The sequence below is a fragment of the Spiroplasma sp. AdecLV25b genome (assembly GCF_030913225.1).
In the GTDB taxonomy this organism is placed as follows: domain Bacteria; phylum Bacillota_I; class Bacilli_A; order Mycoplasmatales; family VBWQ01; genus Spiroplasma_E.
The window spans coordinates 40,645-58,697 of sequence record NZ_JAQYTS010000036.1; the positions used below are offsets into that span (position 1 = coordinate 40,645).

An 18,053-nucleotide genomic window follows, 5' to 3' on the forward strand; every position below is an offset into this window, starting at 1 on the left:
GTATTTGTTTAACATCTATTTAAATTATAATGAATATTTCCTATAATTGGTGAAAAAAATTATTTATTTGTGATAAATATCAAAGTTAAATAGTAAATTAGTTTTTAACATTCTTAATAAAGTCAAAGTTTTTCTTTTTTTGTGTTAAATAAAATGGGGTTTGACCTTTACTATCTTTAATATAAACATTAGCACCAAGTGTTGATAATATTTCAGCAACTTCTTTGTTGTTATTAACAATTGCAGTATGCAATGGAGTATGTCCAAATTTATTATCTTTACTATTAATATTCATTCCTTTTTCAATAAGTAACTTAATAAAATTATTTTTCTTATAAGTAACAACAGTATGCAATAATGATACATCATTATCTAAATCACTGCTAATGTTTAAATCAACACCATTATTCAATAGTAGTTTTAAAACAGTTGGCGTGCTTATCATTGCAGTAATGACTAATAGCAAAGCATTATTATTAGTAATATCAGCACCATTATCAATTAATAATTGAATAAGTTTAATGTTATTAGTTTCAATAGCTATATAAAGAGGCACTTTATAGTTTTTATCTCTAATATTAACGTCAGCACCACTATCAATTAATAACTGTAGTATTTCATGATTATTTTTCTCAATCAGCATTTCAATAGTACTAACATCATCAGCTAAAATGTTAATATTAGCACCATTTGCTAATAAATATTTTACTATGGCAATATTTTCCTGATAAGCAGCAATAAACAAAGCATTAGCTCCTAATCCATCAACAACATTAATATCAACTCCTCATGATAAAATTGCTCTTACTAATTCATAATTTCCACTATTTGCTGCTAAATGTAATGGTGAATATTTTATTTCTTTATTCTTTTCAGTAATAACATGATTAAGTAATTGGTTAAAATCAACACCAATCTCATAAAATAATTTGATTAATGAAATCTCTTGAAAACTTTCCATTTCAATTTTTAAATAATGATATTTTTTATTTAGTGAAATTATTTTATCAATCATTTTATTAATTTGAGTAGTAAATTGTTTACGAAGCTGATTAGTATTTTTACCAACTTTAATATTCATATCAATTAATAAAAAAATTATTTTTTCAAAAACAATTGAGCGTGTTGTCTTTTTAAATAATGCTTTTTTAGTGCTAGCAGCTTTTTTGAAAGTAGTAATAAAAAAATCATAAAATCCCAAAATAATCTTAGTTTTACTGATATTGTTGGCAACTGCTAGTTTTTCATTACTATCATTAATAGTTGCTACATATTCTTCTTGAAATTCTAAGCAAACACTTACAATTTTTTGATTTTCTTTTAATGCTCTACTCATTTCTAAATGTGCTAAATTAACAGATAGTTTTTCTTTTACTAAAGTTTCTATAAAATCATTTCTTTCTTTAATAATATTTTTAGAATTTATTGAATATTTCTCTTCCATTTCCTTGCTCCTTTTTTTAATCCTATATATAATTAAGATTGTATCACATAAATATCAAGCAATACCCAAGAATTCATTGATATTTATTTGTTATTTTTGCATACATGTGTGGGAGAAAATTTGAAAATAAAATATCTTGAAATTTCATATTAAACATGTTTTAGCGATTTTTATTAAATACAAACAAAACTATTAAAAATGATAGAATCATAATTATAAAAATATTAGGAGGTAACGAAAAATAATGTCAAACAAAGTATTAGTAATCAAATCATCACCAATTACCAAAGAAAAATCATATTCAACAGCACTAGGTAATCGTTTTGTTAAATATTATCGTGAATTTCATCAAGAAGACGAAATTATTGAATTAGATTTAAATGAAATAGATATGAGTAAAAAAAATATTAATACTCATAACTTTAATGAATATTTCAATGAGACTGACTCAGATTTTTATATTAACCAATTAAAAAGTGTCCAAAAAGTAATTTTTGTTTCACCGATGATTAATTTTAATATTAGTCCTATTGGCAAAACATACTTAGATCATATTCTAGTAGCTAACAAAACTTTCTCTTATAAATATCAAAAAAAGGGTGACGCCATTGGTTTATTAGATAACTTAAAAGTACAAATCTTAACAACACAAGGTGCACCCTTTAGTTGATATCCTTGAGGAAATCATACTGAATATTTACGTGGCACTTGAAACTTTGTTGGGGCAAAAGTAGTAGAACCGATATTAGTAGCAGGAACAAAAGTTAAGCCAGAAGGTGATTTAACACCTGAACAATTAATTGATAAATATGATACTAAAATTAAATCTGCTGCTAAAGAATTCTAGAATAAAGACTTTTCTTAAAATGGAGTTACTAAGGGTTTTCTTAGTAGCTCCATTTCATTTATTAATGTTAAAACTTTATAGAATTTAGGATTAAGCAGGTCAAATTGAATCATTATCACCTTGTTTAATAGTAATATTATTTCTACTAAACATTCCATAGTTATAACCATTAATTTCTAAATCAAAGCGGAATAAATTATTATAGAAATTACAAACTTTTTATTAGACTTCTACGATTTTAATTTTAAATAATTTATAAATTATAACAATCAAATTAAATCTATAATAAACATGTAAAATAAACAATTTAAAAAAATTTATAGTAAAATTAATATTCCCCAATGATCCACAATTTAGATTAAGATCACAATAATAATATCTCATTTTGGGACACAGGAATAATTTTAAAATATTTAGTTTTTCTATATTTTAAAAATATACTTTTAGGTATAATTATATAATAACTTTTAACTAAATTGAAGGAGCAAAAATAACTAAAATGTCAAATTTTAATATTGAATTCATTAAACAAATAGCACCAACTACAATATTATATCGTGGTCAAAGCATATATAAAAATAATTATTTAACATTACTTAAAAAAGAAATAATTAATATCAGTAATGAAAGAAATCAATTGATTTTTATTTTTTCCTGTTTAGCTTCACAAAGTAATGAAGAGTATAAAGTTGGAATTAGTTTTTTATATTTTAATAATAAAGTTGAGTTAGAAAAGGTAACATGTAATTGCATGTATGTTTTAACTAATCGAGCTGATTGTAAACATATTATTGGTGCTTTACTTTATTGTTTTTATAAATCAAATGGAGATATTTTACAATGAAGTGGCTTTCTCCAACCAACTACTGATTTAATTAACTTTTTTAAAATGCAACAATCATCTAATAAAATTGTAACAACAGATACTATTGATTGTAAAATTACATGTGAAATTATTAATGAAAACAAAGCTGCATTAAAATTTAGTGTCGGAATTAAAAATTTCAAAGAAGTAAAAGATATTAATGAATTTTTGGAATTATTAATGAAAGAAAAACCGACATTTGTGCAAGAAAGACGTTTTGCCAATCTTTATGGTATTCCTTTAATTCCTGAATCAGAACAATATAGTAACAAATTTTTAAGATTATTAAAATTTTTAAAAGAAGAAACAGAGTTGTTTAATCATTCCCAAATAGCACAATTTAACTATGTTTATCATAAAAATAGAAGCAATTGTTTTAATATGTTAGCGTTACAAACGGAACGTTTTTTCAAGTTTATGAAAAATGAAAGAATTGATTTAGTAATAAAAGATACTTTATATGCTAATGTTCCCATAACTGAAAAATACTACCAAGTTAATTTAAGTGTTAAACTCCAAGATAATAAAATTCTAATTAAAAATGAAAAGACTAACCCTTTATTTTTAACTATCCGCCTACAAACCATTTTCGATAACAATAAAATATCATTTTTACAAGATAAATATCGTAATAGTAGTGGGTTTATTTTACAAACCATGAACTTGCAAAATAAAAATGAAATTTTATTTGATGAAAAGGGTAGTCAAGAAGCATTTCAATATATTATTCCTGTTTTAAAACAAGAAACAGATATTGTTACTATTGATGAACAATTACCAGAATATGTTGAAAATAACAGTTTAGTAATTGAAAGTTACTTTGATTTTGATGGAAAATCAGTAATCTTAAAACCAATTTTTAATTACAGTAAAGTCTTGTTTGATATAGATAATAATCGTAATCACCCTACAAAACTAGTAATCCGTGATTATGATAAAGAAAAAAAATACTATAATTTTATCAATTTACTACCATTTGTTAAACAAGATAATCAACTATTTTTAAGTGATATTAATGATATTATGAAATTACTAGACCAATTCCTACCACCATTAGAAGAACATTCAACCATTTATTATACTGATGATTTTAAAAAAGTACGTTTTATTGAGTTTAAATTAGTTACTAGTGCTGTTCGTCTAAACCCAGAAAATAGTCTGTTAGAATTTGATTTTGCCTTAGGCGAAATCCCTGCTACAGAACTACAAGCAATCTTTAATGCCATGAAATCTACTAATAAATATCACCGCTTAGAAGATGGTGCGATTATTGACTTGCAAAATAAAACACTACAAAAATTTGCGAAATTGATTGATAAATTTGATGTCCCAGTAAATGTTCTAGCACCTGGTAAATTAAAATTACCAAAATTTAACGCCTTCTTTTTAGAGCAACAACTAAAATCATTTAAAGGTGTGTCAATTAAAAAAGATCAATTTTTTAAAGATTTTGTTAAAAAAGTTAAAAATTTTGCAGAAAATAAAATTACTATTAATTCAAACCTTAATGCTACATTACGTGATTATCAAATCAAAGGTCATCAATGATTAAAAACCTTAGCCGGAATTGGGTTTGGTGGCATTCTAGCTGATGAAATGGGTCTTGGAAAAACATTACAAACTATTAGTTATATTGCTCAAGAATACGAAGAAAATCCCAGCATGAAACCAATATTAATTATTGGCCCTGCTTCTATTATTTACAACTGAGAAAGTGAATTCAATAAGTTTGCTCCTCACATAAAAACTATTGTTATTGCTGGTGACAAAGCGACAAGAAAATCTATCTTATCTGATCATCAAAATTACCAAGTGTTAATTACTTCATATCCACTATTACGACGTGATTTTACTCAATATGAATCTCTATCATTTTCTCATTGCTTTATTGATGAAGCCCAACACATTAAAAATCCTACTTCGTTAAATGCCAAAGCTACTAAAGATATTAATGCTCCGATTCGGTTTGCCCTAACAGGAACACCAATTGAAAACAATTTAACAGAGCTATGATCAATCTTTGATTTTGTATTACCTGGTTTCTTATTATCACACCATAAATTTAAAAAACAATATGAAACACCAATTGTTAAAAATGAAGATAAACTGTTATTAAACGAATTAAATAGTAAAGTACAACCTTTTATTTTGCGAAGATTAAAAAAAGATGTAACTTTAGAGTTACCTGATAAAATTGAAAATAAAATTATTATTGAGATGACTGACCGTCAGAAAAAAATGTATAGTGCCTACGTGAGTGCTGCCAAAAAAGATTTAGATGCTACCATTGATACTAAAGGTTTTAACCAAAGCAAAATTAAAATTTTAGCTGTCTTAACAATGTTACGTCAAATTTGTTGTGACCCTAGTATTTTAAATGAAGGTTATGCTAATGAAAGTGCTAAAATTGATGCTTTAAAAGACATGCTATCAGAGTTAATTGGTTTAGGACATAAAATTTTAATTTTCTCTCAATTTACTCGTGTTTTAAAAAATATTGCTCCCATTTGTGAAAAATTAAATATTAACTTTCTTTATTTAGATGGTAGCACTAAAACCCAATCACGTTTAGCGATGGTAGAAGAATTTAATAATGATAAAAATATTAGCGTATTTCTAATTTCTTTAAAAGCAGGAGGAGTTGGTCTTAATTTAACTAGCGCTGATGTTGTAATTCACTTTGATCCATGATGAAATCCATCAACAGAAAACCAAGCTACTGACCGTGCCCACCGCATTGGACAAAAAAAAGTTGTCCAAGTCATCAAACTAATTACCAAAGGCACAATTGAAGAAAAAATCATTACCATTCAAGATAAAAAACGAGCAATGATTGATTCTGTAATTGATAGTTCTGATGATGCACAACTAATTACTAACTTAAGTGAAACTGAACTAAAAAGTCTACTAGATCTAAATTAATTTTTTATTATATCTTCAAATAGTACAAATTGTTCTTGACTAAGTAAATTTTTAAATATAATTTGCGTTTGATTAGTATTAATAGTTTTTACTAAGCCTTCTAATTGTAAAAATAAACTTCTCAAATCCAACATCACATTTTCAATTTCAAATTTTAAGTTCTTATCAATTTTCTTTTGTGATTTAGTTTTTTCCAAATTAAGATAATTAACCATAATTGTCATATTAAAATAGTCAATTAGACTAATAACACCATCTTTTTTAAACATATACACTTATCCACCATTCTTTTATTATTGAATAATATAACCTTATGTTTTTCTAATATCTATATCTAAACACTATTTATCATAACAAAGTTTAGTAACTAAGTCATTAAAAACCAGCAAATTTGTCTTTCTTTCTAAATTATAGGTGTTCAAAGTTACTGTAAAATAAATTTTATTGTTTGAAAATATTGTTTTATCAATAAGATTATTGTATAATAATTTATGAATTAGAATTATAGCAAGACAGCTACAAGCTGTCTTTATTATTTTTAATGTAATATATTAATCTTTCTTTATCAGAGAATAATTAATATATAAACATTTTGAAATAAATCTATTTCAAATATTATAAAAACATAATTTATTTACCAAACTTTAAGGAGGATAAAATGAGCGAAAAAGAACGCAATGAGGTTATTTTAGCAGCAATTAAAGAAATCGCTGAAGAAAAACAAATTAATGAAGAAGACATTATCGAAGCTTTAAAGGAAGGGTTAATTAAAGCTTATGAACGTCAAAGTCAAAGTGATACACTTGAAAATATCCGTGTTCAAATTGCTTTGCAAAAAGGCGAAATTAAAATTTATCAAGATTTAAAAGTAGTAGCAAAGGTAGAAGATATTGATACTGAAATTGCTTTATCAACTGTTAAAAAGTTAAATCCAGATTTAACGATTGGTGATACATATACCAAACTAATCCCCACTGATCAATTTTCACGTTTATCAATTTTTCAAGCTATTCAAGTAGTCAAACAATCAATTCGTGAAGCTGAAAAAACATCAATTTACGATGAATTCATTGACAAAAAAGACCATATCTTAATTGGTACTGTTGAAAGCAGAGAAGAAACATACATGCTTATTAAAATTGGACGTGCTTATGCCTTTTTACCACGTCAAAATCAAATTCCTAATGAAATTCCAACCAAAGATACACCAATTGTTAATACTGAACACATTAAATTTTATGTTGAGGACATCATTAAAAATAAAAACTATGGTCAAATCTTAGCATCAAGAACTCATCCCAACTTCTTACGTTGTTTACTAGAATTAGAAGTACCAGAAATTGCTCAAGGCGTAATTGAAATAAAAGATGTGGCCCGCATTCCTGGGATTCGTGCTAAAGTAGCCATTTTAAGTCATGACCCAAGTATTGATGGAATCGGAGCTTGTATTGGTAAAAACGGCGAACGAACAAAACTAGTTACTACTGAACTAAGTGGTGAAAAAATTGATATTATTGCTTGAAGCCCTGATATTAAAACTTATATTATTAACGCTTTAACACCTGCTAAAGTTATTTCAATTACGATTGACGAACAAAATAAACAAGCTAATATTATTGTCCCAACTGAACAGTTATCATTAGCCATTGGTAAAAATGGCATGGCAGCAAAACTAGCAGCTGGAGTTACTCACTGAAACATTAATATTTCTTCATTAGAACAAGCACAAGAAAACAATATTAAATTCACTTGAAATGGTAATATTAAAGAAAACGAGTACGATAATTTTATCAAAGAGTTGAAAAAGAAAACCCACTGAAATAATAAAGTTCGTTATTAAATAAAAGGAGGAGTTTATGGAAAATCACCCATTAATCCAACGCAAAAAAATCTCTATGCGCAAATGTGTTATTACTAACACTATTTTACCAAAACGCGAACTAATTAGAATTGTTGTTACCAAAGACGGGACACTGCTAATTGATACTTCTGGTAAACATGCTGGTCGTGGTGCTTACATCCAACCCAGATTGAATTTAATTCCTCAATTGAAAAAAAATCAGGGATTAGCACGTGCGCTAAAAACAAAAATTCCCAATGAATTTTATGATGCACTAATAAAAGAAATCCAAGAAAATTGAGACTAATTTTCCCAAACGAAAGGCGAGATGCACATGGCAAAAAAACGAGTATCTCAACAAACACAAAATATTAACCAACAATTAAAACAAAAAACATCACGAATTAACGAAAAAGGAACATTCTTATTTAGTGAACCACTAACAATATCAGAATTTGCCAAAAGTTTAAATCACCCAGTAACCGACATCATCCGATACTTCATGAAAAAAGGTCAACTATTTAATCAAAATAAAGTATTGGACAAAGATAGCATGGCTGAAATCTGTTTAGAATGAGGTTTTGACTTTGAAGAAACCAAAGTCATTACTTATGAAAACCTATTAGAAAATATAGAATTAGATAATGACCCGAAAAAACTAGTAGAACGCCCACCAGTGGTAACCATCATGGGACACGTTGACCACGGCAAAACAACACTACTAGATACCATTCGTAATTCTAAAATTACACACAAAGAGCATGGTGGTATTACCCAACACATCGGTGCTTATCAAGTAAAAACTGCAACTAATAAACTAATTACTTTTATTGACACACCAGGTCACGAAGCATTTACAGAAATGCGTTCTCGTGGTTCTAAAATTACCGATATTGTCATATTAGTAGTAGCTGCTGATGATGGTGTTATGCCTCAAACCCGTGAAGCTATTGACCATGCCAAAGTAGCTGGCGTTTCCATTATTGTTTTTGTTAACAAAATGGATAAACCTACCGTTAACACTGACCGCATTATGAATGAACTATCAGTATGTGGATTAACTAGTGAAGAATGAGGTGGTGATACTATCTTTGTTTATGGTAGTGCCTTAAAACATCAAGGTATTGATGACTTGTTAGAAGCGATACTAGTAGTTGCAGAACTTAAAGAATTAACAGCTAATCCTAGTCGCATTGCTAATGGAACAGTTATTGAATCACACCATGATAAAAACGTTGGATCAATTTGTACATTATTAGTACAAGGTGGAACATTAAAAGTAACCGATATTGTCGTAGCAGGTAGTGTTAAAGGAAAAATTAAACGCTTAATCAATGATTTAGGAAAAGAAATTACTAAAGCAGGGCCATCAATGCCTGTCCAAGTATTAGGTTTTGAAACTGCACCTAGTCCTGGTGAATCATTTATTGTTTTTAATGATGATAAAACAGCACGAAGAATAGCTCTTGCACGAAAAACACAAGAAACAAATACATCACGTAATAATTGTCAAATTACTTTAGGTAACTTAGTACAAGATGCATCTGATGGTGAATTAAAACAAATTAACGTTATTCTTCGTGCTGACACGCAAGGTTCAGTCCAAGCAATTGTGCAAGCCGTACAAAAAATTAATGTTAATGATATTACTGTTAAATTTATTCGGGCCACTGTTGGCGGAATTAGTGAATCTGATATTAAACTAGCCCAAACTTCAAATAGTATTGTTTATGGTTTCAATGTTCGCCCTAATAATGTTGTTCGCACCGCAGCAGAAAATGCTGGCGTTGAAATCAGGTTACATAACATTATTTACAAAGTAACTGAAGAACTACAATTAGCCGCTAAAGGACTACTAGAGCCAACTTTTGAAGATAAAGTCCTTGGTCAAGCACGAGTAATCCAAACCTTTCACTTCTCAAAAGTAGGAACAATTGCTGGTTGTGTGGTTATTGATGGGTTAATTAAACGTAATAGTAAAGTTCATATCATTCGTGATGATGTTGTAATTTACACTGGTGATATTAGCACTTTAAAACATGAAAAAAATGATTTAAAAGAAGCAAAAAAAGAAACGCAATGTGGAATTACTATTAAAAACTATAATGACTTAAAAGAAAATGATATTATTGAATCATTCTTAGTTGAGGAAGTATTGGAGAAATAACATGGTCTTATTAAAATTAGAGCAACAAGCAAGTGCTTTTAAAAAAGAAATAAACATTATTCTTAAAACACAAGCTAACAATATTTTATTCAAAGATATTACTATTACTGATGTTAAAATTACTAAAGATAATAGTTATGCAACCATTTATTGAACTATTTACTTTGATAACATTGATATCAAAGCAGTAAGTGTGGCTTTAGAAAAGGCGAAAGGTTTCTGTCGTAGTGCTTTAGCTAAAACTAGTAGTAAATATAAAGTACCGATTCTCCGTTTTAAATATGATGAAACTAGTACTAAAGTTAAAAAGATTGATGAAATTCTTTCAAACATTAAAAAAAATTCAAATAACAATGAATAATAATAAATAATTTTAATACTTAAATTAAAACAATAAATCAAGTCTATTTCCATAATTAGACTGACTTTTAAAGGCTAAATTTTTTGAAATTTTCATACTATAGTTGCTATAATGGTAGTAAAAGTGATAACTATGAAAAAAATATTAGCAACAACTTTAATAGCAAGTATGATTATGATTGATAATGACCAAACATGTTTTGCCAGTTATGAAGGGATTATGTGTGAAGATCGTAATCCTAGTTTAACTGTCGAACAAGCTGAAGACTATTTAAAAAATTATTTAAATGTTATTAACATTATTTGAATTCCTCATGGCTTACCTTTTGATGAAACTAAAGGTCGTTTAGAAAATATAATGTATGTAGTTGACAATAAAACCATTTTAGTAAGTTGAACTAATAATGCCGAAGATGATCGCTATCAAGCAGTAAAAGCTGCTTATGATATTTTATTACGAGCTACTAATGTTCACGGTAAACGTTATAATGTCATTAAAGTTCCTTTACCACCCATGGACGTTCGCAATGAAGAAGATATTAAACTAATTGATTATAATATTTATCATCAAGTAGTACTTCCCAATCAAAAATTAGTAACTAGTTATGTTAATTTATACATTAGTAATAAAATAGTTTTAATTCCTAGTTTTAATCATAAAGAAACCCAAGAAAAAGTATTAGATATTATGTCAATACTTTTTAATGATAAACAAATCATAGTTATTGATGTTAGAGAGCTACTTTTAGGGAAAAGTGGATTAAATAGTTTCATATGCTATCAACCAGAATTACAAGAAAAAAATAATCCATAAGGTTCAAAATACGCTAAGGTTTAGTTATCCACCAGAGCAGTAATATCTCTCGAATTTGCTTAGTTAAATTAATTAAATTATATCATTATCATATTATAAAAACCCCAACAACTAGGGTTGGGAATGCGAGAGTTTACTCCCTCTTGCAATATTAATGATACCATAAATCAATATTTTATCAATAGAAAATATTACGAAAATTTAATGGAGAAAAACATGAAAAATAAATCTTGAGATTGAAGAAAATTACAAAGAGGTCGTGGTATAAGAGTTCAAATAATCAATGATATTGAGAAAGAAACTGGAAAACAAAAATATCGTCCTGCCATTGTTATTAAGTCTTATCCAAGTCATGTAAAAGTACAACTAATAACAACTGAATCTAGCAATCATGATTATTTTAATATTAAAAATGATAATCATATCAATTTTATAAGACCTATATATTCTAGAACAATTAAGTTCAACGAGATTAGTGATATTTGAAAAGACACATTTAATAAATCTATTGAATTAGATCGATATAGTACATTTTTTATAAAACTTGTTCAGATGGAAATAAAAGAAAATTTTAATATAAATCCAAATTCAATTAATTATAGTGTTTTAAAAAAACATAAAGAACAGTTAGAACAACTAATAGATTGAATTCATGATTTGCAAGAAGAAAATTCAAAGTTTAAAACTCAATTGGATACATTAAAAAAATAAAAAGCATTAACTATTCCTTGTATAACTTTCATCTTATAACATTAATATAATACCACTTAGGTATAAATAATAAAAATATTTATACCTACAATCACCGTTTATTAACTTTAATATAAATCATTTTTAACAATTGACTAGCAAAGAAGTATACTACTACTACTCCTGATAAATAAACATAAAAGATTGGTGAAATTGTTGTTAAACCAATAATAGTTCCTAATGCTGTATAAGGGATTAAAATCCCAATTCCGGTAATTAAAACGGTAGTACTGAATAACTGTCATGATGGACGACTTTGTAAAAAGGGGATTTTTGAAGTTCGTAATAACTGAACAATTAAGGTTTGACTAGTAATTCCTAAGATAAATCATCCTGTTTGAAATAACGATATTCAATATAAGGCATCTGCTCCTGATGAATTATTATAGTTGCTAAAAATATGTAAACCGTATCCTAAAAATAAGAAGGTGGTGATGTCAAAGAACGAACTTAAAGGACCATTTCAGAAGGCAAAGGGTAAAATACTCTTAGTATCTCACTTTTGTGGTTTAGCCACAAAGTCATTATCAACACGGTCTCAAGGAATTGCTAATTGTGAAATATCATATAACAAGTTTTGCAACAACAATTGAATAGCCATCATTGGTAAAAATGGTAATCAAATTGAAGCAATTAAAATACTTAGTGAATTACCAAAATTAGAAGAAATAGTAATTTTAATATATTTCAAAATATTACCAAAGGTAATCCGACCACTAACAACACCTTGTTCTAGAACTTCTAAATCTTTTTCTAATAAAATAATATCAGAAGCTTCTTTGGCAATATCAGTAGCACTATTAACAGAAATTCCCACATCAGCATGGTGTAAAGCCACAGCATCATTAATACCGTCACCTAAAAATCCAACAGTATGACCATTTAGTTTTAGCATATCAATAATACGTGCTTTTTGTAGTGGATCCATTTTTGCAAAAATAGTTGTTTTATCAACAATAGTGCGTAAAAGTTGGTCATCCATATTTTCAATATCAGTTCCCAACAATGGAACACCTGGTTCTAATCCTACTTTTTTACAAATGGCTTTAGTAACAATTTCATTATCACCAGTTAAGATTTTAACTGCTACCCCATGTTGATTTAATGAATTAATTGCTTTAATAGCACTTGGTTTGGGTACATCTAAAAAACCAATATATCCTGATAAAATTAATTTTTCTTCATCACTAATTTTAAAGATTTTTTTATCACTTGTAAATGGTTTATAGGCAATAGCAATTACCCGTAAGCCATCATTATTCAGATCAACACTTAATTTTAAAACATTATCTTTAATTTTATCAGTTAATGTAATAACTTTGCCACCAATATCAACTTGTGTACAAATTTTTAATATTTCTTCAACGGCACCCTTACAAATTAAAGTGTTAGTTACTTTATTTTTTGATACGACAACTGACATTCTACGTCGTGCAAAATCAAAAGGAATTTCATCAATTTTACGATATGGAATATCAGTAACACTATTATGATGAGCTTTAATATGTTCAACAATTGTTTTATCAATATTATTTTTTAATCCTGTTTGAAAAGAACTATTTAAATAAGCCATTGCTAACACTTTATCGGATTCAACACCTTCAGGATTTAAATGTTTAACTAACTCAATACGGTCTTCAGTTAATGTCCCAGTTTTATCGGTACATAAAATATCCATGGCGCCGAAATTTTGAATACTAGTTAAATTTTTAACAATAACTTTTTTACGTGATAATTTTACAGCACCTCGTGCTAGATTAGCACTAACAATCATTGGTAACATTTCTGGGGTAATACCTACAGCAACCGAGATTGAAAAGATTAACGCAGTTAAAATACTTTCTTTAGTAACGACATTAACAATAAAAATTAATGGTACCATCACACACATAAAACCAACTAAAATATAACTTACTTTTTTGATACCTTTATTAAAACTAGTAGTAGGTCGTTTTCCTGTGACAGCACTAGCAATCGAACCAAAGTATGTATTAGCACCTGTCGCCATAACAATAGCAATAGCACCACCAGAAACAACACTTGTTCCCATAAAACATAAGTTTTGTAGTTCCAAGATACTACTTTTCTTAACATCGTTAGTGGGGTCAATAGCGTGTTTCTCTACTGGTAAGGTTTCACCTGTTAAGGCTGCTTGATTAATAAATAAATCGGTTGATGCTAAAATTCGAACATCAGCAGGAATCATATCACCTGAAGATAAGAAAATAATATCACCAGGTACTAAATTCTCAATTAGTACTTCTTGCGTAAAATTTGAAATACTATTTAAATCATTAAAATCAATATTTTTATTTTTGTCCTGAAATCGAAAAACACTGGCGGTTGTTTCAATTAATTGTCGTAATTTTTCTGATGATTTATAGGAACGATAATCTTGAAAATAAGAAATAAATACGCTCATTACAATCATCACTAACACAATAATAGCACTAAACAAATCGACATTACGATCATCGCTATCATCAATCACACTATAACTAATAAAATTATAAATAACAATTAATGTTAATATAATAATAAATGGATTAATAATATTATGAACTAATTTTTTGTATCAGACAAAACGTTTATGAGAAAAAATATTTTTCCCATATTCTTTGATTCTATCTTCAACATCATTGATTTTTAAACCTTTCATATTACCATTTAATTTTTTGATGGCTTCTTCTTTTGACATTTGGGAGAATTGTTTAAACATAGTCGTTGTTTTTAGTTCTTTATGTTTTTTCTTTCAAAAGCGCATGACACAAAACCCCAGTTCTAAACTTGTTTACTTTAATTGTATACTATAAATAAAAAAACTTTATTCAAAGAGAATAAAGTCGTGATAATTACAAAAAATAGCAGGACATTAATATTCCCTCGTTGCAGAATGAGCACGATATAGCTTAGGGTATACTACCAGCTACATTAGCAAAAGCCTTAATCCGACTGTTGCTGTTGACCCATAAAATGTCTTTGGACATAGGATGGGCAGTAGCGTATTTCTATAAAGGAGCCTTTTTGAACAGAATATAATTATTAGTTTTTAAAATACAAGTTATTTATAACAGAATTAAAAATAAATATCAATCAATATTGATATAATTAACCTAATCTTTATCTATTTCCCATACTGATTATTAATATTACGTTATTAAAATATTCGTGTTATAATATTAAAAATGTAAGTCCTTAAACTTTTTTACAAGTTTAGAGATTTGCATTTTTTATTTAAGAACATAAGAGAGGAATAATTGAAATGGCTAAATCTTATGAATTAATTACTGAAGAAATGATTACCCGTAATCTTGATATTGTTAAAGCTTTTCAACTTCAGTTAAAAATAAAAACACTAGAGATTTGAAAAAAAGATAGTATAAAAGATATTTTTACAACATCAATTCTAAAAGAGATAAAAGAAAATAAAATAATTAAAGAATTTGATATAAATACAGGAGATTTAACAATTGATGATAGTCAAATTCTTAATTATGAAGATTTTAAAACTTTAAAGGAGAATAACAATAAAAAAATAAAATCATTAGAAACAACAATACTACATTTAAAATCAGAGGTCAATATCTGAATCTTAAATTTTATTCTTAATTGAACTCTTGAAATGAAAACTACAAAATACCAAGAAATGTTTGCTACTGATATTCATAATTTAGAAGAAATATTAGAAATTAAAGATTGAAATGAACAAATTAAAACTAATGATGATTTTAATGCTATTACATTAAAAATGGCACCAAAAATTAAAAGTACATTAGAATACATCTTAGAAACAATAAAAAATGATAAACACAATAACAATACTATTAAATTAGAATTTTGAAAAGAGAAAATTCAACAATTTACAGTAATTAAAAAGATAGAAACAACAATTTTATGAAATTTTATGGCAAAAGGATATGATAATGTCTCTTTTTTACGGATAGATACTGATAAATTAGAAATAGAAAAACTTTTAGATTCTACTACTTTTCATAAAAAGAAAATTGTTGAAAATCTACCAAATGAAAAAGAATTACAAACGATGATAAAAGCAAAATTTAATTATTTTACTGAAAAAAAATTTGATTTTATGAATTTTGATATTATTTTCAATTTTCATATTGTAAATAAACAAATTGAAGAATGAAAATTAACTGCTATTAAAGAATCAAATAAAAAATCAAAAAACAAACAAAAACATATAAAAATATTCTTATATAATCTAAACTTACTTAAAGATTCAATTTTTAAATTTACTAATGAGCAATTTATTAATAGATTTACTAATAAGATTGAAGAAATAAATTCTAAAGAAAAACGTTTTAATGAAAATAAATTATTTTCAACAACATTAGACAGTTTTATTAAAGAAACAGAAAAAACATATTCTTTTGTTGATATAAGTCCAATAGAAGATTTAATTTTACAAACATCAACAATACCTGAACTAATACCAAATGTAAGTCACCAAGGTATAGAAATACAACAATCAATAGTTCTTAATCAAATTAGTCAAAAACAACAAAAAGAAGACATAAAACAATTTATGATAGATAAAGGTTTAGAAGAAGAATCTACTGCAACTGATAAAAAACAAATTAAAAAGAAAAAGAAACGACAATCATCAAAAAATACTACTCAGTTCAAACAAGAAAATTTAGAAACTAGTGTATCTTTTACCAATAAAGATAAACAAAATTTAACTAATGTCAAATCAGAAAATAAAGCAGAACTAATTACGAAACCAAATCCTATATCCCAAGAAAATAATATTGCTATTCCCTCAACTAGTAAAGAATCAAAAACACATAATGCTTCACAAAAATTAGATGAACCTCAAGAGATAATAACCAAAGAAACTGAACAATTCAAAAAACTTAACAAATGAAGTTACCACATTAACTACATTAATTAAGGAAACTACTGAAAACTTACAAAATACTCTCCACATAAATACTCAACAATGTGAAAGAAATAAATTGTTAAAAAATGAAAAAGATAATCTTGTCAAAGTAAACAAAGAATTAACTAATCAAATTCAAAATTCAAATGCTCAAAAAGAGAAACGTAAATTACAAGAAAAACTAAAAAAGAATGAAACATTGCTTAAAGAAGTAACTAGCAAATTAACACAACTTGAAATAGAAAACCAACAATTAACAATTCAAAACCAGCAAAGACTGTCAACAGAAATTGAATTACAAAATAAAATAGAGACTTTAAATCAAGAATTACAAAATTTACAGCCTGCAGTTGACTTATCCTCAAGTTATGACCTATGCCCTGCTACTTGCGTTACAAAACACATTCAAAATGTTACAAGCACTTATACCCAATATCTTTACGAATCATCAAACAATAACACAATAGTAACACCAGTAGAAGTAACTACAGATATACCCGTAGTAGTAGCTGTTAACATAGAATCAGGAGTTTATCTTAAACCTAAAATTTTCCCCCAGTTCCAATGAACAAATGAAACTTTAAATCTATCTAACATCTCATTTTCAGATGAAATTCCAAATTCAAACCTTTCTAGTAATTCAGTTTATCCATTAGTTTAATCATTTATTATTTTTAATGAAAAATAAGGAACACCACTTTTCATGATATATAAATTATACATTAAGTTATATATTTATCAATTATCAGGTTCTAATAATTTATTTGACTTTCTTATTGATAATAAATTATTTAATCAAGAAAATAAGAAAATAAAACCAACAATTACAACTAAAATCCCAATTGAAATACCAATCATTTCCCCAAAACCTTCTTTAAAATTTAAGAATTGATACGGGTAAGAATAATTAACTACTCATTTTCCTTCATGAAATGCTAGTTCACCTACGAATGAACCTTTAATTAAAGCATTAAGAAAAAATAAAAACGGAAAAATTAACATATAAGATATTTTTTTAATTACTAATTCTTTATAAACAGTTGGTTGGTTACTAGGAATTACTAAGAATAAAACAATTACTCCTAAAGGTACTATTAAATGTAAAAGAATACTACTAACAAAAGTCGTATTATCTAAAACT

At 26.8% G+C, this 18,053-nt stretch carries 13 protein-coding genes, 1 pseudogene and 1 riboswitch; of the genes and pseudogenes, 10 read left to right on the forward strand and 4 right to left on the reverse strand.

The genetic code is table 4. From position 1 onward, the window contains the following. Positions 1-97 precede the first annotated feature (97 nt). Positions 98-1,444: an ankyrin repeat domain-containing protein gene (locus RDJ14_RS03655; protein ID WP_308150022.1), complete on the reverse strand. Its 1,347-nt coding sequence runs from the start codon at positions 1,442-1,444 to the stop codon at positions 98-100. A gap of 244 nt (positions 1,445-1,688) precedes the next feature. Here RDJ14_RS03655 and RDJ14_RS03660 point away from each other — a divergent pair, with 244 nt between their 5' ends. Beyond that, a complete protein-coding gene (locus tag RDJ14_RS03660; protein WP_308150023.1) occupies positions 1,689-2,291 on the forward strand; it encodes an FMN-dependent NADH-azoreductase in 603 nt (200 codons plus the stop codon). A gap of 499 nt (positions 2,292-2,790) precedes the next feature. Continuing rightward, complete coding sequence (locus RDJ14_RS03665) at positions 2,791-6,078, forward strand: DEAD/DEAH box helicase (protein WP_308150024.1); 3,288 nt, start codon at positions 2,791-2,793, stop codon at positions 6,076-6,078. Here RDJ14_RS03665 and RDJ14_RS03670 read toward each other — a convergent pair. After that, positions 6,075-6,347, reverse strand: coding sequence for a hypothetical protein (locus RDJ14_RS03670; protein WP_308150025.1), 273 nt, complete (start codon positions 6,345-6,347; stop codon positions 6,075-6,077). The genes RDJ14_RS03665 and RDJ14_RS03670 overlap by 4 nt on opposite strands. Positions 6,348-6,736: 389 nt before the next feature. Between RDJ14_RS03670 and nusA the strand changes: the two genes are divergently transcribed. The 6 genes from nusA (at position 6,737) to RDJ14_RS03700 (ending at position 11,970) form a co-directional block, all read left to right on the forward strand. Next, positions 6,737-7,918 (forward strand): transcription termination factor NusA, encoded by a 1,182-nt coding sequence (gene nusA, locus RDJ14_RS03675; protein ID WP_308150026.1) that lies wholly within the window; start codon positions 6,737-6,739, stop codon positions 7,916-7,918. A 16-nt stretch (positions 7,919-7,934) separates the two neighbouring features. Then, positions 7,935-8,225 carry an RNase P modulator RnpM gene (gene rnpM, locus RDJ14_RS03680; protein ID WP_308150027.1) on the forward strand — a complete coding sequence of 97 codons (291 nt, stop codon included), beginning with the start codon at positions 7,935-7,937 and terminating at the stop codon, positions 8,223-8,225. A 27-nt stretch (positions 8,226-8,252) separates the two neighbouring features. After that, positions 8,253-10,085 (forward strand): translation initiation factor IF-2, encoded by a 1,833-nt coding sequence (infB, locus tag RDJ14_RS03685; protein WP_308150028.1) that lies wholly within the window; start codon positions 8,253-8,255, stop codon positions 10,083-10,085. A 1-nt stretch (position 10,086) separates the two neighbouring features. Next, positions 10,087-10,446: a 30S ribosome-binding factor RbfA gene (rbfA, locus tag RDJ14_RS03690; protein ID WP_308150029.1), complete on the forward strand. Its 360-nt coding sequence runs from the start codon at positions 10,087-10,089 to the stop codon at positions 10,444-10,446. A 132-nt stretch (positions 10,447-10,578) separates the two neighbouring features. Then, positions 10,579-11,259 carry an agmatine deiminase family protein gene (locus RDJ14_RS03695; protein WP_308150030.1) on the forward strand — a complete coding sequence of 227 codons (681 nt, stop codon included), beginning with the start codon at positions 10,579-10,581 and terminating at the stop codon, positions 11,257-11,259. 216 nt (positions 11,260-11,475) lie between these two features. Further along, entirely contained in the window at positions 11,476-11,970 is a 495-nt protein-coding gene (locus RDJ14_RS03700) for a hypothetical protein (RefSeq protein ID WP_308150031.1), read from the forward strand. Positions 11,971-12,055: 85 nt separating this feature from the next. Here RDJ14_RS03700 and mgtA read toward each other — a convergent pair whose 3' ends face one another. Continuing rightward, positions 12,056-14,773, reverse strand: coding sequence for a magnesium-translocating P-type ATPase (gene mgtA, locus RDJ14_RS03705; RefSeq protein ID WP_308150032.1), 2,718 nt, complete (start codon positions 14,771-14,773; stop codon positions 12,056-12,058). 108 nt (positions 14,774-14,881) lie between these two features. After that, positions 14,882-15,049, reverse strand: a riboswitch (M-box (ykoK) riboswitch). A 222-nt stretch (positions 15,050-15,271) separates the two neighbouring features. On the opposite strand from mgtA, the gene RDJ14_RS03710 reads away from it, so the two are divergent. After that, positions 15,272-16,924 carry a hypothetical protein gene (locus RDJ14_RS03710; RefSeq protein WP_308150033.1) on the forward strand — a complete coding sequence of 551 codons (1,653 nt, stop codon included), beginning with the start codon at positions 15,272-15,274 and terminating at the stop codon, positions 16,922-16,924. 64 nt (positions 16,925-16,988) lie between these two features. Then, entirely contained in the window at positions 16,989-17,573 is a 585-nt protein-coding gene (locus tag RDJ14_RS03715) for a hypothetical protein (protein WP_308150034.1), read from the forward strand. A 74-nt stretch (positions 17,574-17,647) separates the two neighbouring features. Here RDJ14_RS03715 and RDJ14_RS03720 read toward each other — a convergent pair. Then, positions 17,648-18,053 (reverse strand): annotated as a pseudogene (locus RDJ14_RS03720) (hypothetical protein); the annotation flags it as partial.